This window comes from Blautia sp. DFI.1.216, assembly GCF_020594215.1.
GTDB lineage: Bacteria > Bacillota > Clostridia > Lachnospirales > Lachnospiraceae > Blautia_A > Blautia_A wexlerae.
Genome location: NZ_JAJDML010000043.1, coordinates 1 through 25,649, shown reverse-complemented (window position 1 = coordinate 25,649; position 25,649 = coordinate 1). Strand labels below are relative to the sequence as shown.

Here is a 25,649-nt window from a genome sequence, read left to right as displayed (position 1 = left end):
AGACTTATGGGAAATAAAAAAGCCCTGACTGTAACAGTACTCCATTACAGCCGGTGCTTTTTTTATTTCATCTTATAACCATTATTAATTACATAATCTTACGGAACAGGTCTTTCAGATCTTCTACGCTTGCATCTTTCGGGTTTCCCGGTGCGCATGCGTCTGCATGTGCGGATTCTGCCAGGAACTGGAGATCTTCTTCTTTGATTGCTTCCAGTTTAGTCGGGATTCCTACATCAACAGAAAGTTTCTTAACAGCTTCGATTGCTGCTTTTCTGTATTCATCCTGAGACATTTCATCTACGCCTTTGACACCCATTGCTCTGGCGATCTCACGATATTTCTCACCTGTGCATTCCTGATTGTATTCCATAACGATCGGAAGCATCATTGCGCAGGCAACACCGTGTGGTGTGTCATAAACAGCACCAAGTGTATGAGCCATGGAATGAGCGATTCCAAGACCTACGTTAGAGAATCCCATACCAGCGATATACTGTCCAAGAGCCATTCCTTCACGACCTTCTTTTGTGTTTTCAACAGCACCGCGGAGAGATTTGGAGATCAGCTCGATCGCTTTTAAATGGAACATATCTGTCATTTCCCACGCAGCTTTTGTTGTATATCCTTCGATTGCATGAGTCAGAGCGTCCATACCTGTAGAAGCTGTCAGTCCTTTTGGCATGGAGGACATCATTTCCGGATCAATGATTGCAATGATCGGCATGTCATGTGGGTCAACACATACGAATTTACGTTTTCTTTCTACATCAGTGATAACGTAGTTGATTGTTACCTCTGCTGCTGTACCTGCTGTTGTCGGAACTGCAATGATCGGTACACAAGGTTTCTTAGTCGGAGCTGTACCTTCCAGGCTTCTTACGTCTTCAAATTCAGGGTTTGCAATGATGATACCGATTGCTTTGGAAGTATCCATAGAAGAACCACCACCGATCGCGATCAGATAATCTGCACCGGAATCCTTGAATGCCTGAACACCGTGCTGTACGTTCTCAATTGTTGGATTTGGTTTGATGTCTGAATACAGTTCATATGCAAGTCCGTTTTTCTCAAGAATGTCTGTAACTTTGCTTGTTACATGAAATTTTACAAGGTCAGGATCAGAACATACAAAAGCTTTCTTAAAACCATGGGCTTTTGCTTCGTTTGCGATTTCCTCGATCGCTCCTGCTCCGTGATAAGATGTCTGATTTAAGTTAATTCTGTTTGCCATAATGATTTCCATTCCTTTCGGTATTCTTCAGTATTAGGTAAGTTTCCGCATCACTTATCTTTGTTATTATCTTAACAATATAAAATAAAAAAAGAAAGTTACACTTTAGCTCAAATGTAACCTTCTCACAATATTTGTGCAATAATGCCGAAAAACTGGGTGCAAAATTATGCATTAATATTGTTATATTTATGACAATATTTCCAGCTTTTCAAACAATTCCGAGAGTTTTCCAGGCATCCCGTCAACTAAAATTTTCGCCAGTCCCTCCGGTGCACATTCCAACTCTCCCAGTACCCATTTTACAGTCATATAAATAGAACTATGGCAGTACATTTCCAAAATGCAATGTATGGTCTCATCCGGAATCCTTCCTGTTTTCTCACGAATCAGATTCTCATAGAAGTCCAGGATCAGTTCAAAATCATGCTGGCGCAGACTGTTCTGACTGTCATACTTAAATGCTGCTGCAAAGAAAACATGCTCTTCCTGAATATAGGTAAACTTCTTTACCAGAGCATCATAAACAGTTTTTCCCATTCCCATATGCTCAAAGGATTTCGCCAGAAGCTTATCGAAATACCAGTTGATAAGGTCAAATTTGTCCATAAAATTCCGATAGAAAGTCTGCCTCGTAACACCACAATTCTCTGTGATCTGTTTTACTGTGATGTTATCTACAGACATCGTTTTCATACATTCCTTCATCGACCGCGCAAGACGGTATTTCATTTTTTCACCCTTGCTGTTTTCTGCCGTCAGCTTCATAAGATTTCCTCTCGCTAATTCATTTCTCTAGTGTGTCGACAAGTTAATATTGAATACCTTTCTCTGACAGATATTCTTCTATCTTTTCAATAATAAGCTTCGCTGACTTATATTGATCTGATGCATCTTTTAAAGATGCAACGTAAAAATCATCATAATCACTATTTTCTCTCTCCTGCTTTAGTCTTCCCAACCTCTTTCCCATTTCTCTTGGAAAAATCTCTTTTGCTATATAAGTTTTATTAAAATACGCAACCGCATCCTTATGACGCTTAAAATCAATCTCTTCTAAAGCTAATACTGCTTTTATTGCATAAAAAGCAGCATAATAACTACGATTTATTGAATCTTTATAATGTTGACTTTCTAAGCATAATACTGCCACTCCCAATGTCTCCACCGCATTCCGAATACGGTATATACATAAATCCTCTTTTTTGTCATTCATCGATCACTACCCCCTCATCTCGCACATTTCGGTAAAAAGGTAACGTATCAATCCAATACTCATACTGGTCTTCATTTTTAATGATGGGAGAGAACTCTATTCCTGTATTTATTTCAAACTCAAATGCAAGATCATAAATATCATTCTTCACTAATCGAATTTCTTCATCAGACATTTTCACCAAAATCATAATATCTATATCAGAATTTTCTCGAAAATCTCCTCTCGCATATGATCCATATACGATAATCTTTGTCAATTTATCGCCCAAAATACGTCTTAACTCCTGAGAAAATCTATATATGATGTTTCTGATATTTTCCGGCATATAATCACTTCCTCTTATTAATATCCCCCAATTTGCATATCTATATGTTAACATAAGTTTTTTGTTACATCAAGTTTCCCTCATCAGAAGTTCTCGACAAAACTTGATTTTATTTATTTCAAAATGTTATAATTCACCTTGATATGTTCAAGCCAAAATAATCCGCTTTAAGAAGGGAGTCATTCTTATGGATTTAATAAAAGAAGCACTTTCCATGGGTTTCGCAGATGCAGCGATCATGGATACAAAAGACCTGGTATTTGTACCGGAATACAGACAGTTCTGCGAGGACAATCTCTGTGGAAATTATAACCTGGTTCCTGCATGTCCGCCTGCCTGCGGTACTGTAGAAGAAATGCAGGCAAAAGCATTGAAATATGAAAAGGCACTGGTTCTCCAGACTGTTCTGAAAGATCCGATCATGGATCCGGTTCTTTTCAAACAGGCAAAGCATGCACAGAATATTCTTACAGAACAGCTTGCCAGACAGATGCAGGAAGCGGGAAAAGAAGATATCCTGATCATGAGCGCAGGACCGTATAAGAATTGTTCCTGTATGTCCGCCTACAGTGTAGATGCACAGAAAATGGCTGATGCAGTAGGTATGGTCTGCTGGGCAGATGACTCAGATGTAAGATTCTTTACACAGATTCTGTTTCACGAAGATTATAGCAAGCCTCATAAATAATGCATATTGATTAAGAGGCTTGCTATAGTATAAAATACGGCTGCACTATATCCGCATTTAACCCGGATATAGTCAGCCGTATTTTTATACCCTGTTTTTATATTTATGTCGAACCGATAAGCTCATTTGCTTTGCTGTTCACTTGAGTTGGTCGAACCCATTTCTGTCTTACTTAAGTATTTATTTATCCTCATGATGCTTATGATGTTCATGCCGTTTATGATGTTTTTCCTCTGATTTATGATGATGGTGTCCATGCTTATGTTTCTCATTTCCGCACACTTCACATCCTACTTCAATCTTACCCTGTGTATCCTCATCCCAGGTACCATAAGAAACCATCGGCGTATCCTTCATAATGCACAGACTGATGGTCTGATAAAGAATAATACCACCCATTTTGGCTCTGTATACAAACAGTTCACGTCCAAAATAATCGCAGATTCTTCCCAGTACTTCGCCTTCTTTAAAGGTCTCACCGGGCTGTTTCGCCGGATACCAGCAGCCTGATACCGGGGCATCTTCATAGATCACAGGACTTACTTCTATCGGTGGTTTGCCATGAATATGGGACTTCCCGCGAAGGATTCTCAGATGTCTGAGGATATTCTTCACATCATGAACATCCTCCGCTACCAGATCTTCGCACCAGCGGGAACTGTGTCCACGTTCCAGCAGGATACTCGGGATTCCCATGCTTCCGGCATAGTTATAAGCTCCGCCTGTTCCACACATGGAAGTTACCAGATAGTCCACATGTGCGATTTCCGCCATCTCCCGGCTTTTTGCAGCTACTTCCGGAGTTGCTGCACCTGTACAGTATACATAAGATACCAGTCCCTCAAATCCATCACCGCAGTGCAGATCCACATAGTAATCTGCCTTCGGGAAAAATTCTGTCACAACAGTATAAGCGATCCTGTCACTAAGTGTACCATTCGGATTTCCAGGGAAAACTCTGTTCAGGTTTTTTCCATCCTCATAAGTAAGACTCATGGTACGGTGTTCGAATCCAGTTCGGTTCATCAGACGGATCACTATGATATTTCCTGCGATCTTCTTCGGATCCAGCTCATCTGCAAGCTGCATAGCTGCCTGAATTCCTACATATTCTGCATTATGTACCCCACCGGAGATCAGAACAGTCTCCCCCTCTTTTTCTCCACAGATCAGTGTTACCGGAATTCCGAATTCTGCCCCGATGATGTGCACAAATCCTGATACTTTCTCACCCGGTTTTGCTTCCAGGTCTGCTACTCGTAATGTTCGCATCAAATCTTCTCCTTCCACTCATTCCATCTCTGCCAGATCTTATCATCCACTGGCAGGCTCTTATTTCATTCTGTAAATTCCACTTTCAATAGTTAGTTCTATAAAACTTTTATATTTTCAAACAGGGAGCCAATACTTGAAATATCAACTCCCTGCTTTTTACTTTTACCATACGTTCACATCGGATTAATTTTCTTCTATATGCTCTCTTCCCTGATTGATAATCGTCCGCACATGATCATCTGCCAGAGAATAAAAAATGGACTTTCCCTCTCGTCGGTTCTTCACCAGTTTGTTTTGCTTCAGGATTCTAAGCTGATGGGAAATTGCAGACTGTGTCATATTCAGTGCTTTCGCAAGGTCGCATACACATACCTCTGTTTCGAAAAGCACAAACAGAATACGGATTCTTGTAGAATCTCCGAAAATCTTAAACAAATCTGCCAAATCCTCAAGTTCCGTCTCTTCTGGCATTGTTTTATTTATAATTTCCATTGAATCTTCATGAATTTCATAATAGTCACAAGCCTCGTCTTTATGTTTTTCCACGCTTTCACCATTTTCCTTCCTGTCTGCAACTGTCTGTTATTCTATAAATTTTTGTAACTGTTCAGTACCTTCACAGTTACAGGTTTTTTACAAATAAAGTACGGATTGCGTTTAATACCGCAATGATCATAACACCTACATCTGCAAAAATAGCCATCCACATATTGGCAATTCCCAGCGCACCAAGTATCAGACACAAAATCTTAATGCCAATTGCAAAATAAATATTCTCATATACAATATGAATACACTTTCTTGCAATCTTAATCGCTTTGGAAATTTTCAGCGGATCATCATCCATCAGTACGATATCTGCTGCTTCAATCGCTGCATCAGAACCCAGTGCACCCATAGCAATACCAATATCTGCTCTGGACAGTACCGGCGCATCATTGATACCGTCACCCACAAATGCAAGCTTCTCTTTTTCGGATTTCTGATGAAGTAATTCTTCTACTTTACTTACTTTATCAGCCGGAAGAAGTTCACTGTAAACTTCCTCAATTCCCAGTTCTTTTGCTACCTGATCTGCAACACGTTTAGAATCTCCGGTAAGCATAACTGTTTTCTTGATACCAGCTTTCTTCAATTCAGCAATTGCTTCTTTTGCATGAGGTTTCAGAATATCAGAAATAAGAATATGACCTTCATATCTTCCATCTACAGCCATATGAATTACTGTACCAACATGATGACATTCCTGATAGGAAATTCCAAGGCGTTTCATTAATTTTGCATTTCCTGCTGCTACAGATATACCATCCACTTTTGCAGTCACACCGTTACCACTGATTTCCTCAATATCAGTGACTCTGTTTCTGTCAATTGGTTTTCCATATGCTTTCTGAAGACTCTTACTGATCGGGTGGGAAGAAGAACATTCTGCAAGAGCTGCATATTCCAGCAGTTTTTCATCTGAAATCTCATTATGATGAACTCCGCTTACTTCAAAAACACCCTGTGTCATTGTACCGGTTTTATCAAATACCACATAGCTGGTCTGTGCAAGTGTTTCCAGATAGTTGGAACCTTTAACCAGAACGCCCTGATTACTTGCTCCACCGATTCCTGCAAAGAAGCTTAAAGGAATACTGATCACCAGTGCGCATGGACAGCTGATTACCAGGAAAGTAAGTGCTCGGTAAATCCAATCACCCCACATAGTCGGTTTTCCCATGATCAAAAGTACGATCGGGGGAATAAAAGCAAGTGCAAGTGCTCCGTAGCATACAACCGGAGTATAATATTTGGCAAACTTTGAAATAAAATTCTCTGATTTTGATTTTCTGGAACTGGAATTCTCCACAAGTTCCAGAATCTTGGATACGGTAGATTCTCCGAATTCTCTGATCGTACGGATTTTCAGAACACCTGTCATATTGATACATCCGCTGATTACTTCATCCCCGGCTTTTGCATCTCTTGGAAGGCTTTCTCCGGTCAGAGCACTGGTATTTAAAGTAGAAACACCATCAATGATCACACCATCAATCGGAACTTTTTCTCCTGGCTGTACAACAATTACAGTACCAATTTCAACTTCATCCGGGTCTACCTGTTCAAGTTTTCCATCTACTTCAATATTGGCATAATCCGGACGGATATCCATCAGTTCACTGATGTTACGTCTGCTCTTTCCTACTGCATAACTCTGGAAAAGTTCTCCAATCTGGTAGAACAGCATAACCGCAACACCTTCAGAATAATCTCCGAGCAGAATTGCTCCCACAGTAGCTACTGCCATCAGGAAATTCTCATCGAATACCTGTTTATTTCTGATACCTTTAAATGCCTTCTGAAGAATATCATAGCCAATTACCAGATATGGAATCATAAACAGTCCAAATCTGACATATCCATCTATCGGTAATTTAGAAAAAAGCACGATCAATACCGCCGCTACGATGATTCTGATCAGCATCTTCTTTTGCTTCTTATTCATCTTAATACCTCACTTCTTATAAAACAGGACCGCCGCCAGAACATATATCAGTGGATAACCATAACCGTCTGACATATCTCTGTGCTGCAGTCCCTCTCTGCTAATTTACGACAATTCCCGTAAATATATCATCAACAGGAATCGCTCCTGAATTAAAGATAGATTTCGCAGTCGTCTTCTACCTTCTTGCAGTTTGCCAGAACGTCTTTCATAACTGCTTTCGGATCCTGTCCTTCTTCAAATTCAACGATCATTTTCAGCATCATGAAGTTTACTGTTGCATCCTTAACACCAGCTGTATTCTTAGCAGCTTCCTCCATTTTGTTTGCACAGTTTGCGCAGTCTACGTCGATTTTGTAAGTCTTTTTCATTGTATTTTTTCCTTTCCGGCTCATGAATAGATTTTCATATCATCATATGAGCACTTGTTCATTTGTTAATTTTATTATAACAGCTTTTTATTCTCTGTCAATAACTTATTGTTAAAAAAATTGCAAATATCAAATTCTTATATCATAGGAACATTACGGAATCATTTCCTATGATATAAAAACAGAGGATACCGTCTGATTCTTCTTCCTGCTGCACCCTCTGTCTCATCTATCATTTGCGAAATGATTATAATCTTTTTATTTACTTTTCTTATGGTAGAATTTTTCGACCTTTGCCAGATATAAAATAGTAAAAGTGACACCTGACACTATCCATGATCCAATATAAATCCATACAATACATTCCATTGTTTCAAATGATGGTAAAACAACCAGAATGCAGACTACTCGAAACAGGCAGATTGTAAGTAATGTAGTAACCATTGACACCAATGTTTCTCCAAGGCCGCTGCATGCTCCTGAAAGAGCTGCTGCAACAGCATAGAATACAAAGAACGGTGCCATCATCTGCATATATCTTATAACCAGCGGTATCAATGTCGGAACGTCTTTCTGATCGATAAACAACGGTCCGATCAGTCCGGAACCGAAATAAAGGACAATACTGATAATTCCTACCGCGATCACAGATAAGCCCGTACCGATCAGGGCTCCCTTCTTTACTCTTTTCGCCTTACCGGCGCCCAGATTTTGCGCGGTATATGTAGTCAGTACAGGTCCCATGGAATCCGCTATCAGCCAGATCAGTAAATCCAGTTTATCACAGATTCCCCATGCTGCAATACTGTCAGTTCCCATTGTGTTAATACTTGCCTGAACAATAGAATTGGCAATTGGAAACAGCATGGACTGAAGAGCTAACGGGAAACCTTTGTTTATCATCATTCCCATATGCTCTTTGCAGATTCTCATAGTTCTGATTCCTATCTTTTCTTCCAGGAAATCAGATTTCACAAGAAAATATGCGGTAAGTACAACACTTACAATCTGAGAAAGTACAGTAGCTGCTGCCGCTCCTCCAACACCAGTATGCAGAAGTCCTACCAGTATGAGATCTGCAACAATATTGACCACACTGCATACGACCAGTACATATAATGGCTTTTTAGAATCTCCAAACGCACGCAAGACTCCTGCCATCATGTTATAAAGGATCATTGCCCATATTCCGCCAAAATAAATTCGGCAGTAGATCAGTGATCCTGCACGGACTTCTTCCGGAACAGACATGATATCAAGCAGCCATGGAGAAAAAATTACACCGGCTACAGCACAGACAATTCCCAGAATACCGGCGAGTAAAAGAGCTGTCCGCACTGCACAATGCAGTCCTTCTTTATCTTTTGCTCCAAAATATCTGGAGATCATAATCGTTGCACCTGTTGCAAGTCCGTTCATAAAGTTAAGCGGAAACTTAAAAAGTGTATGCACAGAGTCAATTGCTGCAAGTCCGACTTTTCCCGTAAACTGTCCGACGATAACCGCATCAACTGTTGTATACAACTGCTGGATCAGACTTCCCGCAATCAGTGGAAGTACAAAAAGTAATAATGCTTTTCCTATATTTTCAGAGATCAGACTATCTTTTTTCATTATTTACTGCCCTTTTGGAACAAATGGCAGGCAACACTGTGTCCATCTTCCACTTCCACAAGATGCGGATTCTCTTTTTTGCAGATATCCATACAATGCTCACATCTTCCCTGAAACGGGCATCCCTGTGGAAGATCCAGTGGGCTCGGAGCCTCACTTTCAATACTCTCGATTGGTTTGGAAAAGTCCATATTAATATCAAATACTGCACCCATCAGTGCTCTTGTATATGGATGCATTGCTTTCATATCAAGATCTTTTCCCGGAAGAACCTCTACGAGGTTTCCAAGATACATAACGGCTACCTGATGTGCCACTAACTGAACCAGTGCAATATCATGACAGATAAAACCAAATGTGATGTTCTTTTCTCTCTGAAGCTTCGTGATCAGTTCAATTACTGTTTTCTGAACAGAAACATCAAGAGCGGAAGTTGCTTCATCCAGAACAACGATTTCCGGTTCCAGTGCCAGTGCTCTCGCGATCGCAACACGCTGACGCTGTCCACCACTCATATTGTGAGGATAACGATCTGCAAAATCTCCTGGTAATTCTACCATTTCAAGAAGTTTTCTGCAGACAGCATCCTTCTCCGATTTCTTAATCTTTTTGAAATTCATCAAAGGCTCACACACAATATCACGAATGTTCATTTTCGGATTAAAAGATAAGGTCGGGTCCTGAAATACCATCTGAATGTTCTGACGGTTATTTCTCAGTTCTTCTCCCTTTAATTTCGTGATATCTGTACCGCGGTACAGAATCTCACCCTCTGAAGGTGTATCAAGAGAAACCAGAAATCTCATAAATGTACTCTTACCACATCCGGATTCTCCTACAAGACCCAGTGTTTCGCCTTTGTACATTTTCAGATTGATGTCATTGTTCGCCAGCAGAGTACGTCCATGTGATGCCGCAAATCTTCTGGTTACATGTTTCGCTTCCAGTATGACTTCTCTTTTTTCAGACATATCGTTCACCTCCCCGGGATGGAACTGCTTCCAGAAGTTTTCTGGTATATTCGTTCTTTGATTCTTTCAGAATATACTCTCTTGTTCCCTGGTCTTCCATTCTTCCGTTCTTCATTACAACAATATAATCTGACATGTAGGCAGCTACACCCAGATTATGGGTTACTACAATAATGCCTGTATGGTAATCATCTCTGAGCTTCATCATCTGACGTACGATCTGCGCCTGTGTTGTTACATCCAGTGCAGAAGTCGGTTCATCTGCAAGAAGAAGCTTCGGCTGATAAGTCATTCCCATCGCAATACCAACTCGCTGTCTCATACCACCGGATAACTGGAAAGGATAAGATTCCATAATATTATCCGGAGACGGAAGTCTCATTCGCTCCAGCATTGCGATTCCCTTACTCCATGCCTCTTTCTTGGAAATGTTCTCATGAGTAAGAATATATTCTGTAAATACCTTTCCGACTTTACGTGTCGGATTCATCATTGCACCACTGTCCTGAAAAATCATGGAAATATCAGAACCACGAAGTTTTCTCCACTGTTCCGGTGTATAGGATAAAAGGTCTTCTCCTTCAAACGTAATACTTCCTTCTGTGACCTTACCGCCACCTGCAAGAAGTCCCAGAACAGCACGGATAACAGTGGTTTTTCCACTTCCGGATTCTCCTACCAGAGAAACGATCTGTCCCTCTTTCATATCCAGATTAAAGTTCTGAACAGTTGGAACATTTTTGTAGGAGATTGTCACATTATCTAATTTCAGCATGTTTATTCCTCCTACTCATTTCTTGGATCGAGGATATCACGGATGGAATCCCCAAGCATATTAAATACAACAACTACTACAAAAATAGCAAGACCCGGGAAGATCATCAGCCACGGAGCGGACTGCATACACGCTCTTCCTTCATTCAGCATATAACCCCATTCCGGTGCCGGCGGCTTCGCGCCAAATCCCAGGAAGGACATTGCTGCCAGTTCCAGCATCATGGAACCTATATCTGTGGCAGCAGTAATGATCAGTGTAGGAAGTGCATTTGGAAGCATATATCGAAACAGCATATACGGTGTTTTGGAACCGGTAACGATCGCTGCTGATACATAATCCCTGTCACGGATCTTCATAACTAGGCTTCGTGCCAGACGCGCATATTTGGTCCAGCTTACTACTACAATAGCGATGATCGCATTTTTGATACTTGCGCCCATAATACCTGCAACAGCAAGAGCAAGTACCAGTCCTGGGAAAGCAAGCATCATATCTGCAATTCGCATAATAACAGCATCAATGACACCTCCGAAATATCCTGCAAGGACTCCGGTAACAGTTCCCACCAGAAAGATCAGGGCAACAACACCAAAGGTTGCTGACAGAGATGCACGTGCTCCATAAATAACTCTTGAAAAAATATCCCTGCCCATTTTGTCGGTTCCAAAAATATGTTCCTTGCATGGCGGAAGCAGTGCATCTACCAGAGAACCTTTTAACGGGTCAACCCCTCTGGTTACCACCGGTGCAAATACTGCTGTCAGAATAATACAGACTGCAAGAATAGAAAACACGACAAAAGTTTTATTTGCTAAAAATCTGTTTTTCTTTTTCATGATTCTACTCCTTTAAACGCATACGTGGATCAATATAAACATAAGATGCATCAACGATCAGGTTAATGACCATATAAATCAGGGCAAGCCATAATACATATCCCTGGATCAGATTGTAATCACTGGATGTGATTGCTGAAACTGCAAGGTTTCCAAGACCCGGATAAGAGAAGATTACTTCTACAACACTGGTTCCTCCAAGAAGTGATCCTATGGAAAGACCAAACATTGTGATCAGCGGAAGCAATGAATTTGGAAATACATTGCCCCAGATAATCTTTGATTTCTTTACTCCTCTTGCCTGTGCACCGATCACATAATCCTGACTCAGTTCATCCAGCACCGCTGTTCTTACCTGTCTGGTATATTTGGAAGACATTGCAATCGCAAGTGTCAAAGCCGGAAGAAACAGACTCTTAAAGTCTCCCGCAGAACTGATAACCGGAAATGCATTGATATAAACACAGAATGCCAGCATTAACAGAAGTCCAACCCAGAAGTTAGGCATCGCACATCCGAGGAATGTAATTCCCCGGACGAGATAATCGATCCATTTATCTTTATATATGGCAGACAACATACCTAAAGGTACAGAAATAACCAGCATAAGGATCATGGCCATTAATGTAAGTTTCAAAGTCGGCCATAATCTGGCTGCAAGAAGTTCTGTAACTGGTTTATTTAAGCTGTATGATTTGCCAAAGTCACCTTTCAGACAGTTCTTAAGCCATCTGGTATACTGCACCAGAAACGGATCATTCAGACCAAGTTCCTCGCGTGTCTCCTGAACCATTTCTTCAGTAGGCATTACACCGGTTGCCGTGTACATGTTTCGTACAGGGTCACCTGGTGACATAAAGGTCAGTGCAAATGTAATAAAGCTGATACCGATCAATACGATCACAATCTGTAATAAACGCTTGATTATTTGCTTTTTACTCAAAAAAGACACCTCTTTTTATTTCTGTTTGTAACTATTCAGTAACTTCACAATTCGCAGACTTTTCTTATTCTGCAGGAGTAATTTCTGTTGACAGCCAGTAGTAATCTGCTGTATGGATATGTGCAGAACCAACTTTCTTACTGTAGATCATAGATGAGTTGTAGTATCCATCAATCAGAACCGCTGCATCATCTACCAGAATCTGCTGCATCTGGAAGATCAGATCTTTTCTCTTTTCCGGATCCATTTCACCTTTTAATTCTTCATATAACTTGTCATAGTCCGGGTTGGAGTATGCGCAGTAGCTGGTATCAGTTGCCCAGTTAGCCATATATGCCAGAGGATCTCCGGTACCAACAGTGATCCAGTTATTGTTATTAAGGTCATAATCCAGTGCTGCAAGTTTACTCCACTGATCATCTGAGCTTCCGTATTCAGGAACAACACCAATACCGATTTCTGCAAGATACTGTGCCTGAGCATCTGCAAAGTCATTCAGAAGACGGTTTTCATAAGAAATATATCTGAGGTTGATATTCTGACCATCCAGTTCACGGATTCCATCTCCGTCTGTATCAACGATTCCTGCATCATCCAGAATCTGTTTTGCTTTTTCCGGATCATAGGTATATGGATTTTCCAGTTTGTCATAGTCATAGTTCAGAGTAGAAGGCAGTACGGAGAATCCTGGTGTATAAAGTCCACCGATTGTTCTGGAATTACAGATTGTATCATTATCAATTGCCATCAGGATTGCCTGACGAAGTGTTTTGTTTCCAAGAACACCGTCAAAGTTCATCCATGCAAATCCACAACGTACACCTGATGCGATATCAACAGTATAGTCATCGTTATCCTGGAAGTCCTGAATATCTGCTACGTTTGTAATGTTCTCAACCAGGTCTACCTGACCGCTCTGAAGTGCCATTGTTTTTGCGGAGTTATCTCCCATGAACAGCAGATTGACTTTATCGTATGGGACATCTTCACGATAATACTCATTTGCAGCTAATGTATAACCAACACCTACACCATTGAATTCTTCAATCTTGTATGGACCTGTTCCAATAATTCCGTTATCATAGTTTTCAATATGTTCTACATCTGTAATTCCCATTGTTGGATGGCAGAGCTGTCCTACAAGGTTTGCATATGGTTTGCTTGTTTTGATGTTAATTGTATTTGCATCATCATCTACAGTAACTTCTGCTTCAAATTCCAGATATTTCTCCGGTTTGGCAGATCCGGAAGGTCCTACCTCTTTCATGTGATCAAAATACTCTTTTACCTTTGTCGGAGTTAAATCACATCCGTCAGAGAATTTAATTCCGTCTTTCAGCTTGATCGTCCATTCTGTATGCTCGTCATTTACTTCATAACTCTCAGCAAGCCACGGGATAACTTCCATATTGTCATCGAATTTAAATAATGCTTCAGCAATACCATATCTCATAGCATTCCATCCACCGTTTTCATCATTTGCACTGTTTACACATCCATCTGTGTACATCTGACATCCGAAGTTTAAAACCTTCTCATCACCTTTCGCCTGTACAGTAACTCCCATTGATAACGCAACTGTTGTTGCTGCTGCTAACACAAGTAATTCTCTTTTTGTTTTTTTCATCCTTTACTTCCTTTCTTTTTTTGTTTCTTCGTTGTTTTTCTTCCTTCTCATACTGTCCATTCCTATGATTTTGAGCGAAAAAAAGACAGATGCTCCCGCATCCGTCACGAAATCTTACCGTTAAAGAATCAAACATATATATATGCAACACATGAAGTTGTAACTCTTAATCAGGATTTCTCGTCGTCCGCAAGAATCTCTTTTACTAGAAATAAGCAGGTCTCCTGACTTAAGCCTATATACTTTCAGCACCTTCCCAGAAAATATCTTCCAGTGGTATGCAGCTGAAAAACAACTATCACAGTGACGGGATCGTACCGGATTTACACCGGTTTCCCTTTTAATCAGACCAGCAGGACGCTTCTGCTGGTCTGAACTTATCTCTAAAATCATCAAATGGCCGTATGAATACTTCTTTATCATAACATACTATCATGCATACGTCAATTATTTCAGACTTTTATTTTCTATCTATTTTTCCGTAAATTTCTGGAATTCTTCAAAATTTGTTTCCGGTGTATAGGATTTCAGAACTCCCATCATGTCCTCTACACTATATGTATTATCATACATTCCAATAGATAACACATACTGCTTATTAAACTCATCTACTGAATCCGCTGTCCAAAATGACTGCTGCAGCCGGAAAGCACTTCCATCTTCACGGTAATCTTCTGCAAAGCCTTCCAGAGCATTCTTCATAGCAACAAATGATGGTGCAACGATAGCACCATATTTTCCTACAAGATAGTCGATTCTTTCCTTGCCGTTATATCCCTTCTTGTTAAACATTTCGTATGTATCTTCTGTAAAACAATCAATTGACCCCAACAATACATCTGTACTGTTCTCTTCTTCATAAGCATCAATTACCTTGATAAAATCACTTGCGCTCACTACACTCAGAATAACATTATACTCTCCTGTATTCAGCGGAGCAGCCAGCTTTTCATCCAGATGATCTTTTGGATAACCCGGAACCAGAGTAATCTTAATATCACTGCCTGTTTCAATTTCTTCCGTATCCTGCGTATTCACCAGTTCTTCTACAGACTTCTCATATGACAGACCATATGCTTCCTGAAGCTTATTCAGAATACCTATCGTTCTCAGACGATGCATCTCATTACCGATGGCAGATCCTCCACATGCTATTATGTAATGATTCTGATTATTCTGATCCTCTGAAGCAAAATACTCCGCCATATTGGCAGCCGCATCCTTTTCTGTTTCAACAGATGTTCCTATCGTTCCCAGAAAGTAAGGATTATCCTTTACTTTCTCATACATTTCATCACTGATCGTTCCTGAACCACGCACATAATACATACCATATTCTTCGCATACCGGAAGAACTTCTTCAAGATCAGAGGAAAGGAAAGAAATAATTCCCTTTACATTTCTTTCATGAAGCTCATTTATAAAGCTGATTTCTTCTTCTGCAGTGCTTATACTGGAAGAATATAAAAACTCAACTTCAAAAGCCATACCGACATAATTTTCAAAATAATTTCTAAACTCTCTTACTTCCGCATCATTCAGATTATATACAGACACTCCTATTGTCATTTTTTCATCCTGATCTGCTGTATCACTCTGGACATCAGATGCCATAACTGAAATACTGGTGCAGGTAAGCAGCATAATCATTGTCAATATAAAACTAATTATCTTTTTCATTCCTTTTTTACCTTTCTGTCGTATTTGTATAAAAATTCAAGTTTTCTTTTCTCACATCCCTTCCTGAAGTAAAAAAGATCCTCTTCTTAAAATGTATTTTAGGTATAAAAATAAAGCCTTTCTTAATACACCGTAAGAAATAACCTTTTCTAATGCAAGCAGGTCTCCTGACTTAAGTTCATCGCATTTTATCGTCTTCCCGCCTCTTAAGCAGTGACATATATGATAAAAAGCTCCCTTTTACAGTGGCGGGACCGTACCGGACTTGCACCGGTTTCCCTTTTAATTCCATATTACTGGAAACATGCATTATTTTTATAATATGATATCAGGGGCTAAAAGTCAAAAACTATTTTTACTCCGCGCTAAGGCTTTTCCCCAACTTCATTATATTTTTATTATATAATTCCATTTGGTTAACGTCAATAATTTACATCTAATATTTATATGTTTTTTTATTCACTTTTACTATGGTCTTGAATATTCAGATTCCAGTATCTATTCCATAATAAGGGTCTCTTTGCAGCACTACCTTCTCTTGTGGCATTTCTTTGTTTATGCTAAAATATTTTTACTACTATAAATGAGCAAGTTCGTGATTTTGCATAAAAGAAAGACACCTCGATTCCGTGTGTTGTATAATGAAAGTGCCTAAACAAACATTTGCAATATTTACGAAAGAAGGTGTCTCTCGCAAATACTATACATCATTCCGCATTCATATACAACCAGCTTAAGAAATTAAATTTATGCAAATTTTATTCGAACCGGGTGATAAACCACCTTATAAGTATCCTGATCAGCATTTTCATTTCAGGATATCATGGAAAAACCACGGATTTTGCTAAAAACAGTTCCTGTCACAGAACTACGATTGCACATTTCCTTAATTCAGGGAAATGGGATGATTCTCTACTTTCAGATACGTTAAAACGTTCTGTTATAGAGATTATTTATTCAGAAGCAGCACGCACCGGAAAGCCTGTTTTCTGCATTGTAGACGATACGATAGCTTCAAAGACAAAGCCTTCGTCACAGGCTCTGTATCCGATTGAAGATGCGTACTTTCACCAATCCCATTTAAAGGGGAAACAGGACTACGGACATCAGGCAGTAGCTGTTATGCTTTCCTGTAACGGCATTGTCCTGAACTATGCTTTTGTAATGTACAATAAATCAATTTCCAAGATTGATATTGTACAAAATATTGCAAAGGAACTGCCTGTTCCACCAGTAATGTCTTATTTCCTTTGTGACTGCTGGTATGTTTCTGAAAAAATAATCAATACTTTTGTACAGAAAGGGTTCCATACCATTGGTGCTTTGAAAACAAACCGTCTGCTGTATCCATCAGGAATGAAAAAGAAACTCAGTGAACTGGCTGCTGAACGATCCACAACACATAAAGGATTTGACCTCGTCACAGTCAAAAAACGCAACTATTATGTGTACCGGTATGAGGGAAACCTCAGCGGCATAGAAAATGCAGTTGTTCTTTTAAGCTATCCTGAAAAAGCATTTGGTAATCCTAAAGCACTACGTGCTTTCATTAGCACAAATGTATCCTTATCTACACAGGAGATCCTTTCCTGTTATGTTTGTCGATGGCCGATTGAGATATTTTTCAGGCAATGCAAAAACCATCTGGCCCTGGATACATACCAGATACGCTCCTCAAAGGGAATACAGAGGTACTGGCTGTTGATGTCACTGACACATTATATTTGTGTCACAGGAACTGGCGGATATCGGTCTTTTCAAGATGGATATCATCGAATCTGTAGTGCCGTTCATCAGGAAAAGTATCAGTATCTATTCCTATGTGCAAAAGCAAGTGATGATTTTGAAGCATTTATGAAATTAGCAGGATAATTTTGTGCATTTTTTCAAATTTGCTCATTTATAGTAATTAAATAAGGTAATTTTAGTTTCTAAATATCAAAACGTAACTCTTTCAGTTTACTGAAAAAGATAATTTTTCCCTTCATTATAAGTTCCTTTCATTGAAAATCGAACAGCTAATTTCCCAGTCATCGGATCTTCAATACCTATACTGATCTTATATTTCTTTCCGGCCAGTGAGATCATCTTTTTTACCTGCATTCTTGTTTTTGTCTGTAAAGTTTCTTCCGGCAGAAGTGATTTTAACGAAATGTCAACCGCTTCTTTTTCAAGACTATTTCCATCCTCATCTTCTACCAGAACCCATACAGGCCAGTCTTCATAAAATGGTGCAACTCCATCATTCTTCCATTTAAGATTCAGGCTGACATACCCCGGCATCTGAATAAGGCTTGCTTGCGAAATCCACAAACGATATCCCATGCTTCCTAAAACTTTCCTATAACCGTTTTCATAAGTTTTATCCGCTACTTTCGGTCCAAGAAAAGTAGTATGTGCTTTCTTTATCAGATTTATTGTCTGATCCAGATTTGTGTCAAGCAACTCTTTCATTGTAATTGAACTTGTAAACTCACCTCCGGAAGGAAACTTTTTCCAGAAATCCTTCATTGCGGATAACCCTTTTTTCTCATGAGTCTGGTCAAACTCACCGCCTTCATTAATCCAGCGAAACCATTCCTCTGTGCTCTCTGGCTGTCCGGTCATATCGTTGTAGAGACCTATTCCATAATGTTCTCCCTCACTAAAAGGTCTTCTCATCAGTATCATGGAATCAGGGAAGGCCTCTGTCCATGGAATCATATAACGTTCTCTTACAGATTCTTCTGGCAGACTCTGTATTCCTGCGGAAATATTTACATGCCATTCTCCCCAGTGCCCCAGACTTCCAAGTTCGATATAACTGACCAGTCCATCTCTGCCAAAATGCTCTCCAAGTGCATTAACTGCCCTTTTGTGATATTGTATCATCTGTTCATTATTATAATCAGGAGCATATCCCTTTCCATACTCCATATCATACCAGGTTCCCGCATGATCAGTTTTGTCATATAGCCATTGTGGAATGTCCATATGCTTTTCCTCCCCGGGAATATCACACACAAACCTCAGTACCAGGTGTTTCCCTTCTTCTCTCCATCTGTCAGTCTGATTTTCTCTTTCGATTTTCTCCCAGTCATATTTTCCTTCCTCCGGTTCCAGTTCAGCCCAGGTAATATCCATATACAGTAAAGATATATCCTCTCCTATTGTTTCTTCCCAGGCACAAGGTGCATATCCCATTAATGGATTTCCAAAAATTTCTTCTGTTTTTTCATATATCTGAGTTTTTCTTCCAAATACCATCCATACTCCTGCTGCTATAATAACTAAAAGTCCAAAAACCAACAGAACCAGATATCGTTTCTGACTTTTAGCCATGATATTCTCCATTATACTGAATCAATGTAACATCTTCCACTCCACCGATATCCCGGATTTTTTCCATAAACTCCATATCATTCTGTCTGCAATATATTTCAACTGCCATTTCTGTTTTTTCATTGCGCATAGTTTTTGATTTTACGAAATATTTTCTTTTTCCAAAACAGCGGATAATTTCATCTCCCGCCTGAGTTCCCTGATAATGAATCACTGCAATATAAATTCTTCCATTTTGTTGTTTGTGATAAAACAGGGTGATCATCAGAATGATAATCACAGCTGTCAACAGAGTTAATGCATACATACCTGCACCGGCTGTAATCCCCGATGTGATTGCCCAGAACAGATACAGAAGATCCATCGGATCTTTAATTGCTGTACGAAAACGTACAATAGACAATGCACCAACCATACCAAGAGAAATCACAATATTGCTGCTGATCGCAAGTGTTACCATACAGGTAAGCACTGTCATTCCCACAAGTGTAACTGCAAAACTTCTGGAGAAAATAACTCCAACATAAAATTTCTGATAAACCAGATAAATCACACTTCCCAAAATCAAAGCCACTGCCAGAGCAGCCAATATCTTAGGTATATCATACTGACTGAACATTCCTGATTCCAGTACAGATTTTTTTATCATATCCTGTACACTCATCTTATCATCCTCCCCTGTGTATCATACCAATACTCAAATCCATTCATGTACCGCGTTTTTTCATAACACAGTACATATTTGGAAACTGCTGTAAATTCTGCTGCCTGCGGCGGCAGAAGATTTCTCAGAATCTGAGGCAGCATCTCTGTAAATTTCACTTCCATGATCAGTTTTCCCGGTTCCAGTACAGATAAAGCCGGAAGCGTACTGTCGAAAATGTCATAGCTTCCAACAGCCGCTCTGACATCTGTATCAAATGTAATCCTGACTGTTCCCTCATCCATGATCCATGGTTCTCTCTCGTAATCTACGATTGTTCTCGGCCGCATCATATTACTCATACATTCTATGTAAAATTCCCTGCAAAGATTATACGGGCTTTTCAGAAGAAATTCATACTCGCCGGAAAGAATTTTTTGCACCTCATCTTTTGTCAGAGGGGCATCTTCTTTATAAATATAACTGCCGAACTTCTTTTTTCTTTCCAGCTTGATACTTTCAGCACTATAATTATAAATTCGTATCCTGTATTTCTTCCTCATAAGAACGCCGCTTTCCTTTTCTTCATATGCACTGTTCCAGTAATCATCAAAATACAGGCTCCGTATCAGATATCCTCCAGTTTCTGCATGAGGATCCAGTTTCATAAGTGGCTTCATCCGAAGATTCAGGACTTCTTTCTCACTGGTACTGATAAGATATTTCCACTCGTTACGAAAACGTTCTTTCTTCCTGTCAGCCTTCTTCATAATCGTCTTCCTCTACCGTACTATCTTCTGTTATGTAAAAGCACCTCATACCATAATATTTTCCTTCATCTGTTACATAATAATCAAATGCATCCTGCGTTTTTCCAGATGTATTTGTTGCTCTTACTCTCACAAAGTACTGTCCTGCTTTCGGAAGGTCCATCTCAGCTTCCGGAACAGTCAGTGTTGTGTTCTGATAGATCACATCCCGGAATAGATAATCTCCTGCAACCTCTACAGAATACGTAATGTCCTCTGCGTCCAGATCATAAGATACATCCCAGTTAAATTTCAGCTTATCACCGTCTATTGTCGGAACACCTATATAAAATGGCATTGGTGTTTCCAGACTTTCCAGATATAACTGATAGTTCTTCTCTATCTCATCAGGAAGTGATGCTGCAATCTGATCGTATTGTTCAGATGTAAGCGGTTCATACTCTGCATCAGGCATCAAATATAAATAGGGCTTCAGTACATTCTTATAGCTCTCTATCTTTGATGTGAGCATATCTTTGTTCAGATATTCCCTCAGATCCAGAATGGCATCATTTAATTTTTCCCGGAAAGACCGTGACTTCAGACACCTTTGAAACAGAATATTTCCCCAGTAATTGCTGATTCCCTTTTCCCAGCTGTTCTGATCCGAAAAATTCCTTAATTCATATTCCGGTCTCATCAGACAGCCATCGTTATCCCAGGCAATAAAGTACCAGATATCTGAATTCAGAGGACTGTATAAATAAACATTTCTGTTCTGTGTGTCTACGTTTCCCATCAGAATCTGAAATGCCATCCAGTAAACAATATTTTCTTCATCAAAATGTTCTTTCAGTACATCTTCAATCCCTATAGAATAATCATTCAGATCTGTCAGCATATCGATCAATTTGGTATGATCTGAATCCCCTTTTATTTCCAGCATTTTTTCAAAGGCTGTCTTATCATATCCTGCATCATCTTCTTTTTTTATAATATCCTCGTAGCGATAAAATTCAAAAGAATTAATCTTATACAATTGTCCGTTTGAATCCAGTCCATGACTCTTTAATGCCGTCTTATTCAGTTGTTCAACCTGTGTATAAATTCCATAATCCTCAAATTTTCCACCTGGTTCTTCTGTATTATCCTTTACATACAAATGCACAAACTGTGTACGTAAACCAACCATCTGAGGAATTCCCCTGATCAGATCATATGCCAGCTTATTTCGAAAGCGCATTCCTTCTGTCATATGTTTATTCAGGTTAATGGTTCTCTGGCCTCTCCACGTTCCTTTATTCTTTTTTAACTCAATTTTATAATTTTTTTGTGCATTCTGGCTGGATGTCTGGCCCCTGATCTGAACAGTTGCATTAGGCACGCGTTCTCCATATCCGACTTCCCCTTCTGTCGGTCCATTCTCATCTCCCACCTGCAAAAGTCCTGCCACCTGATATCTCTCCACTCCCATATCTTCGTAATCATAAACAGAATAGCTGTTGATTTCCTTCCATGTATGATATGTATTTTCCGATGAATTTCCCTTAGATACAGTAAGATACATGGTAACAACACTGGTATCATCATCATTTTCATACAAAGAATCCTTATCTCTTAAATGAATCTCATTGATTTCTTCTTTCTCCGCTTTTTCCGCCTTTACCTGTTCTGTTTTGTTATCTTCCTGTACTGTCTGATCCTGTGAAGAGTTTCCCGCTTTTTCCAGAGTGCAGCCTCCACAGAGAGAAAGACTGACTAATACTGCACTTATCAGATTTATTTTTTTAATTCCTGTCAACGCTCGTTCTCCTTTCCAGTTTCTCATCCATAAAACATCCGATTCTGGTAAATACCCCCGATTTGTCTTCTGCTACCACCGGCTGTATGCTGAGAATATAATATGGCAGACGTCTGGTATAACGTTCCAGACGGATCATAACTATAAAATAAAACAGTACACATCCTGCAAGAAACCCAAAGCCATAATATACCTGCGGACAAAACAGAGAAATCACAGTAAACACAGAAGTTCCCACGGCAAAAATTACAGAAGCAGCCAATGCTCCCCTGTAATCTGTAAAATATAAAAGAAGCAGAAGCATCGTATTTGCAACTGCATAAATGCCGTAACCAACACAAAGTGTCCGGAAATATCCATACATCAGATCATTAAATCCCAAAGGAAGGTACTTCAAAAGACTCTCACCCATTGAAATCGCCAGCGCAGTAGTCAGTAACTGCTTCAAAGCGGTATACTTCAATTCTCTGTTCAGTACATCCAGCATTTCTGTACCGGCCTGCATAATATCCTTAATGGTTCCCCCATCATTGAATAAACTGTAATAATTCCTGTATTTCGGATAAAAATTAACTTCTACAGAAACCACAAAATTTACAGTGGTGATCAGAATTGTCAGAAATGCGATCAATGCCGGTACGTCATGAGACGGTGCCCCATAAAAAAGTCCTTTTACCTGTTTCCCCAGCGGTCCGGCCCACATGATCACAAGGTGGGCAAACAGCCCGATATTAATGCAGAGTCCTGTAAATGCCAGCGGCAGAAACTCATCTGCCCACCTTAAAAATAAGAATGCACTGATATCACTTTGTGGAAAATACTCATACAGTAAAACAACATCCCATAAAAGCATGATCCCATATCCAATGCATACCGCAACCATCAATGCTTCCACATGGGAAATTCCCAGAAACAGCAATAAGGCTCCCGAAAGAAAAGTAACAGCGATCGCAGCAAGAAAGGATAACATAATTCCTCTGTAATCTTTAATTGCAGTAAGATAACTCATCGCATTCCATGTAACGATCAGTTCTCCAAACAACTCAAAACATAAAAACTTATCTATAAGCCCAACTCCGGAAAATATCAGAAAAATCCCATATAAAATTCCTCCTGCAATGAGCATTAAGCCTGTCGAACCCCAGAAAGATGACAGAACTGCCTCATTTTTTTCTTCATAAAGCATATCTGCAATAAATCTTGTTACTACCATTGACAAGAAACTGGTTACCGTCAATGATGCAAGAAGTGTATATGTGATCATGCAGACCAGTAATTCTCTGCTCTGTTTCGAAGCGCCTGTCCTGTCACACAAAAACATAACACCCAGCAGAAGGACGATCCCCAGCAGCATGGGACCGGTACAGATAATCCCTGCATATCCATAGGCGCGGAAAGAAGCAAACAGCCCTCTTCTGCTGAACAGTTTTTTGAGTTCAAATCCAATCCCTGCCATATGCTTCCTCCACCTCCCTGTAAAGTTTTCTGTATTCACTGATCATGCGCTCATGCCTGTAATATGCCTTAGTTCTTGCCTGTCCGCTTTTTCCCATTCTGATCCGTCTTCTCCTGGATTCACACATTTTTTCCATAGCGAAAGCAAGTCCATCCCTGTACATAGGCGGAACGCAATAACCGGCACATCCAAAATCATCTCCTTCTTTTCCATTCAGAAGTTCCCGGCAACATCCTACATCAGTCGTTACACATGGGCGTCTGGCCGCAAATGACTCCAGCACGGATAATGGCTGGCCTTCTGATATACTGGTAAGGATCGTAAAATCCAGTTTTCTCATATACTGTACAATATCTACCCTTCCTGTAAAAACAAGATTTTTGATATCCAGCTGTTTCACCAGTGCATAACACTCATCTGCATATTCCTCGTCATCTACCCCTCCCAGAATATGAAGTCTCACATTCTCCATTCTGGATGAAAGTTCATAAAATGCATATATCATAGTCTTTATATCTTTAATGGGTGCGAGACGGACTACCGCACCTATGTCTATCCATCCATCTTCCTCTTTCAGAGGGATCTGTGACAACCTGTCATAATCAATACCATTTTCAATTACTCTGCATTTCTCTGCATCACAGCCAATCTGTATTTGCGTAAGCATCGCATTCGTAAATAAACTGGTTACCCGAAAAGCCCTTTTATAAATTGCTTCTGATAACATATAAAAGAAAGAAATCCACTGTTTTTTAAATGATGGGATTACCCATTTTGCCCTGATGATCTCTTCCTCCCTTTCTCTTGTGTATATCCCATGCTCTGTAAGTAATACCGGTCTTCTGTAAACATATCCTCCAAGGCAGGCAAGAAGTCCCCCGTATCCTGTTGAAATCGCATGATAGGTGTCTGCCTGAGGAACCTCAGAACCCAAAAGATATAAAACCGGAAGCAGCATGGAACGCATTGTATGAAACGCGTCCGCAAATGCAATATACGGATATTTTTCCAGACAGCTCTCTGTTAATATATTTAAAAACTGCTCACTTTTCAGAAATGACATCGGATTCATTTTCCGGTCGTGATATAAATGAAACAATACTTCCCAGTCAGGATGACTGCATTCCATCAATTCTCTTAAACTCCTTGTTTCTTCTTCCGAAAAATGATTGATTCTGTGCAGCTGTCCATTTTGATTTCCATGTTCCTTCAGTTTTAATGCATCATCCAGAAATACTTCATGGACTTCCACCACATTATCCGGCAGTTCATAGACAAATTTTCCACGGTCACATGCATGTGCTCCTATTACCCACAGCACAAACTCATGCTCTTTCATAACAGTGATATACTGATGCATCCATGTAGAAACTCCACCATGTACATACGGATAACAGCCTTCTAAAACCAGACAGATTCTCAATTCTCTCACCTTATTTCTATTTTCACTGATTTCTCTTTTGCCCGAAGCAGATAGAGATTTCCGGTAATATGCGTCAGTTCTCCACCTTCTATATTACCCGGAGTCCCTTCATTCATTCTTATCATAATATAAGCTTCATCATAAAAATTATCTAATTTAACTTGTTGTGCTAGATAAAATAAAATATAAAGAAACTTCAACAAAATA

Annotated in this window: 24 protein-coding genes and 2 riboswitches; of the genes, 2 read left to right on the top strand and 22 right to left on the bottom strand. The window is 39.7% G+C overall.

The genetic code is table 11. The annotated features are described in order from the left end of the window. Positions 1-88: 88 nt before the first annotated feature. The 4 genes from fucO to LJE11_RS14495 form a co-directional block, all read right to left on the bottom strand. Positions 89-1,234: a lactaldehyde reductase gene (fucO, locus tag LJE11_RS14510; RefSeq protein WP_118246921.1), complete on the bottom strand. Its 1,146-nt coding sequence runs from the start codon at positions 1,232-1,234 to the stop codon at positions 89-91. Positions 1,235-1,423: 189 nt separating this feature from the next. Further along, a complete protein-coding gene (locus LJE11_RS14505) occupies positions 1,424-2,002 on the bottom strand; it encodes a TetR/AcrR family transcriptional regulator (protein WP_008707152.1) in 579 nt (192 codons plus the stop codon). 43 nt (positions 2,003-2,045) lie between these two features. Continuing rightward, positions 2,046-2,450 (bottom strand): HEPN domain-containing protein, encoded by a 405-nt coding sequence (locus tag LJE11_RS14500; protein ID WP_008707154.1) that lies wholly within the window; start codon positions 2,448-2,450, stop codon positions 2,046-2,048. After that, positions 2,443-2,778, bottom strand: a complete 336-nt coding sequence (locus LJE11_RS14495; RefSeq protein WP_008707155.1) for a nucleotidyltransferase domain-containing protein — start codon at positions 2,776-2,778, stop codon at positions 2,443-2,445. The genes LJE11_RS14500 and LJE11_RS14495 overlap by 8 nt, the downstream gene beginning before the upstream one ends. 187 nt (positions 2,779-2,965) lie before the next feature. On the opposite strand from LJE11_RS14495, the gene LJE11_RS14490 reads away from it, so the two are divergent. Further along, the gene (locus tag LJE11_RS14490) at positions 2,966-3,466 is read left to right on the top strand and encodes a DUF2284 domain-containing protein (RefSeq protein ID WP_008707157.1); all 501 of its coding nucleotides are present in this window, start codon (positions 2,966-2,968) and stop codon (positions 3,464-3,466) included. Positions 3,467-3,646: 180 nt separating this feature from the next. Here LJE11_RS14490 and LJE11_RS14485 read toward each other — a convergent pair whose 3' ends face one another. The 11 genes from LJE11_RS14485 to LJE11_RS14435 form a co-directional block, all read right to left on the bottom strand. Continuing rightward, on the bottom strand, positions 3,647-4,738 hold the full coding sequence (locus LJE11_RS14485; RefSeq protein ID WP_070100125.1) for a M14 family metallopeptidase: 1,092 nt from the start codon (positions 4,736-4,738) through the stop codon (positions 3,647-3,649). A 186-nt stretch (positions 4,739-4,924) separates the two neighbouring features. Beyond that, on the bottom strand, positions 4,925-5,233 hold the full coding sequence (locus LJE11_RS14480) for an ArsR/SmtB family transcription factor (RefSeq protein ID WP_081017038.1): 309 nt from the start codon (positions 5,231-5,233) through the stop codon (positions 4,925-4,927). Positions 5,234-5,363: 130 nt separating this feature from the next. Further along, entirely contained in the window at positions 5,364-7,229 is a 1,866-nt protein-coding gene (locus LJE11_RS14475) for a heavy metal translocating P-type ATPase (RefSeq protein WP_118569138.1), read from the bottom strand. A gap of 152 nt (positions 7,230-7,381) precedes the next feature. Then, positions 7,382-7,600, bottom strand: a complete 219-nt coding sequence (locus LJE11_RS14470) for a cation transporter (RefSeq protein ID WP_055053315.1) — start codon at positions 7,598-7,600, stop codon at positions 7,382-7,384. Positions 7,601-7,858: 258 nt separating this feature from the next. Then, positions 7,859-9,214, bottom strand: a complete 1,356-nt coding sequence (locus LJE11_RS14465; RefSeq protein ID WP_118569137.1) for an MATE family efflux transporter — start codon at positions 9,212-9,214, stop codon at positions 7,859-7,861. After that, entirely contained in the window at positions 9,214-10,185 is a 972-nt protein-coding gene (locus LJE11_RS14460; RefSeq protein ID WP_182448964.1) for an oligopeptide/dipeptide ABC transporter ATP-binding protein, read from the bottom strand. The genes LJE11_RS14465 and LJE11_RS14460 overlap by 1 nt, the downstream gene beginning before the upstream one ends. Then, a complete protein-coding gene (locus tag LJE11_RS14455; protein ID WP_020993291.1) occupies positions 10,178-10,960 on the bottom strand; it encodes an ABC transporter ATP-binding protein in 783 nt (260 codons plus the stop codon). Before LJE11_RS14455 ends, LJE11_RS14460 begins: the two co-directional genes overlap by 8 nt. Before the next feature lie 11 nt (positions 10,961-10,971). Further along, positions 10,972-11,799, bottom strand: coding sequence for a nickel transporter permease (nikC, locus tag LJE11_RS14450; RefSeq protein ID WP_008707164.1), 828 nt, complete (start codon positions 11,797-11,799; stop codon positions 10,972-10,974). Positions 11,800-11,803: 4 nt separating this feature from the next. After that, positions 11,804-12,751, bottom strand: coding sequence for a nickel ABC transporter permease (gene nikB, locus LJE11_RS14445; RefSeq protein ID WP_306452298.1), 948 nt, complete (start codon positions 12,749-12,751; stop codon positions 11,804-11,806). 55 nt (positions 12,752-12,806) lie between these two features. Continuing rightward, positions 12,807-14,369, bottom strand: a complete 1,563-nt coding sequence (locus LJE11_RS14440) for an ABC transporter substrate-binding protein (protein ID WP_008707167.1) — start codon at positions 14,367-14,369, stop codon at positions 12,807-12,809. A gap of 197 nt (positions 14,370-14,566) precedes the next feature. Continuing rightward, a riboswitch (cobalamin riboswitch) is annotated at positions 14,567-14,765 on the bottom strand. Positions 14,766-14,840: 75 nt separating this feature from the next. After that, positions 14,841-16,049, bottom strand: coding sequence for a hypothetical protein (locus tag LJE11_RS14435; RefSeq protein WP_008707168.1), 1,209 nt, complete (start codon positions 16,047-16,049; stop codon positions 14,841-14,843). A gap of 140 nt (positions 16,050-16,189) precedes the next feature. Then, positions 16,190-16,372: riboswitch (cobalamin riboswitch) on the bottom strand. Positions 16,373-16,820: 448 nt separating this feature from the next. Between LJE11_RS14435 and LJE11_RS14430 the strand changes: the two genes are divergently transcribed. Then, positions 16,821-17,921 (top strand): transposase, encoded by a 1,101-nt coding sequence (locus tag LJE11_RS14430; RefSeq protein WP_008707169.1) that lies wholly within the window; start codon positions 16,821-16,823, stop codon positions 17,919-17,921. 87 nt (positions 17,922-18,008) lie between these two features. On the opposite strand, the gene LJE11_RS14425 is transcribed toward LJE11_RS14430, so the two are convergent. The 7 genes from LJE11_RS14425 to LJE11_RS14395 form a co-directional block, all read right to left on the bottom strand. Beyond that, positions 18,009-19,370 carry a DUF4832 domain-containing protein gene (locus LJE11_RS14425; RefSeq protein ID WP_020993292.1) on the bottom strand — a complete coding sequence of 454 codons (1,362 nt, stop codon included), beginning with the start codon at positions 19,368-19,370 and terminating at the stop codon, positions 18,009-18,011. Beyond that, entirely contained in the window at positions 19,363-20,034 is a 672-nt protein-coding gene (locus LJE11_RS14420) for a DUF4956 domain-containing protein (RefSeq protein ID WP_008707171.1), read from the bottom strand. Before LJE11_RS14420 ends, LJE11_RS14425 begins: the two co-directional genes overlap by 8 nt. After that, positions 20,031-20,783, bottom strand: a complete 753-nt coding sequence (locus LJE11_RS14415) for a polyphosphate polymerase domain-containing protein (protein ID WP_008707172.1) — start codon at positions 20,781-20,783, stop codon at positions 20,031-20,033. Before LJE11_RS14415 ends, LJE11_RS14420 begins: the two co-directional genes overlap by 4 nt. Then, positions 20,770-22,590 (bottom strand): CotH kinase family protein, encoded by a 1,821-nt coding sequence (locus LJE11_RS14410; protein ID WP_044951708.1) that lies wholly within the window; start codon positions 22,588-22,590, stop codon positions 20,770-20,772. The genes LJE11_RS14415 and LJE11_RS14410 overlap by 14 nt, the downstream gene beginning before the upstream one ends. Further along, complete coding sequence (pelG, locus tag LJE11_RS14405; RefSeq protein ID WP_227296134.1) at positions 22,550-24,019, bottom strand: exopolysaccharide Pel transporter PelG; 1,470 nt, start codon at positions 24,017-24,019, stop codon at positions 22,550-22,552. Before pelG ends, LJE11_RS14410 begins: the two co-directional genes overlap by 41 nt. Then, positions 24,000-25,451 (bottom strand): GT4 family glycosyltransferase PelF, encoded by a 1,452-nt coding sequence (gene pelF, locus LJE11_RS14400; RefSeq protein WP_226840049.1) that lies wholly within the window; start codon positions 25,449-25,451, stop codon positions 24,000-24,002. Before pelF ends, pelG begins: the two co-directional genes overlap by 20 nt. Next, positions 25,448-25,649, bottom strand: a 202-nt coding sequence (locus LJE11_RS14395; RefSeq protein ID WP_227296133.1) for a DUF2194 domain-containing protein, incomplete at its 5' end; no start/stop codon positions are given. The genes pelF and LJE11_RS14395, both read right to left, overlap by 4 nt.

What these genes read in the sequence shown, in the direction of transcription:
- fucO (WP_118246921.1), bottom strand. Translation starts at nt 1,234, where the DNA reads ATGGCAAACAGAATTAACTTAAATCAGACATCTTATCACGGAGCAGGA.
- LJE11_RS14505 (WP_008707152.1), bottom strand. Translation starts at nt 2,002, where the DNA reads ATGAAGCTGACGGCAGAAAACAGCAAGGGTGAAAAAATGAAATACCGT.
- LJE11_RS14500 (WP_008707154.1), bottom strand. Translation starts at nt 2,450, where the DNA reads ATGAATGACAAAAAAGAGGATTTATGTATATACCGTATTCGGAATGCG.
- LJE11_RS14495 (WP_008707155.1), bottom strand. Translation starts at nt 2,778, where the DNA reads ATGCCGGAAAATATCAGAAACATCATATATAGATTTTCTCAGGAGTTA.
- LJE11_RS14490 (WP_008707157.1), top strand. Translation starts at nt 2,966, where the DNA reads ATGGATTTAATAAAAGAAGCACTTTCCATGGGTTTCGCAGATGCAGCG.
- LJE11_RS14485 (WP_070100125.1), bottom strand. Translation starts at nt 4,738, where the DNA reads ATGCGAACATTACGAGTAGCAGACCTGGAAGCAAAACCGGGTGAGAAA.
- LJE11_RS14480 (WP_081017038.1), bottom strand. Translation starts at nt 5,233, where the DNA reads ATGGAAATTATAAATAAAACAATGCCAGAAGAGACGGAACTTGAGGAT.
- LJE11_RS14475 (WP_118569138.1), bottom strand. Translation starts at nt 7,229, where the DNA reads ATGAATAAGAAGCAAAAGAAGATGCTGATCAGAATCATCGTAGCGGCG.
- LJE11_RS14470 (WP_055053315.1), bottom strand. Translation starts at nt 7,600, where the DNA reads ATGAAAAAGACTTACAAAATCGACGTAGACTGCGCAAACTGTGCAAAC.
- LJE11_RS14465 (WP_118569137.1), bottom strand. Translation starts at nt 9,214, where the DNA reads ATGAAAAAAGATAGTCTGATCTCTGAAAATATAGGAAAAGCATTATTA.
- LJE11_RS14460 (WP_182448964.1), bottom strand. Translation starts at nt 10,185, where the DNA reads ATGTCTGAAAAAAGAGAAGTCATACTGGAAGCGAAACATGTAACCAGA.
- LJE11_RS14455 (WP_020993291.1), bottom strand. Translation starts at nt 10,960, where the DNA reads ATGCTGAAATTAGATAATGTGACAATCTCCTACAAAAATGTTCCAACT.
- nikC (WP_008707164.1), bottom strand. Translation starts at nt 11,799, where the DNA reads ATGAAAAAGAAAAACAGATTTTTAGCAAATAAAACTTTTGTCGTGTTT.
- LJE11_RS14440 (WP_008707167.1), bottom strand. Translation starts at nt 14,369, where the DNA reads ATGAAAAAAACAAAAAGAGAATTACTTGTGTTAGCAGCAGCAACAACA.
- LJE11_RS14435 (WP_008707168.1), bottom strand. Translation starts at nt 16,049, where the DNA reads ATGAAAAAGATAATTAGTTTTATATTGACAATGATTATGCTGCTTACC.
- LJE11_RS14425 (WP_020993292.1), bottom strand. Translation starts at nt 19,370, where the DNA reads ATGGCTAAAAGTCAGAAACGATATCTGGTTCTGTTGGTTTTTGGACTT.
- LJE11_RS14420 (WP_008707171.1), bottom strand. Translation starts at nt 20,034, where the DNA reads ATGAGTGTACAGGATATGATAAAAAAATCTGTACTGGAATCAGGAATG.
- LJE11_RS14415 (WP_008707172.1), bottom strand. Translation starts at nt 20,783, where the DNA reads ATGAAGAAGGCTGACAGGAAGAAAGAACGTTTTCGTAACGAGTGGAAA.
- LJE11_RS14410 (WP_044951708.1), bottom strand. Translation starts at nt 22,590, where the DNA reads ATGAGAAACTGGAAAGGAGAACGAGCGTTGACAGGAATTAAAAAAATA.
- pelG (WP_227296134.1), bottom strand. Translation starts at nt 24,019, where the DNA reads ATGGCAGGGATTGGATTTGAACTCAAAAAACTGTTCAGCAGAAGAGGG.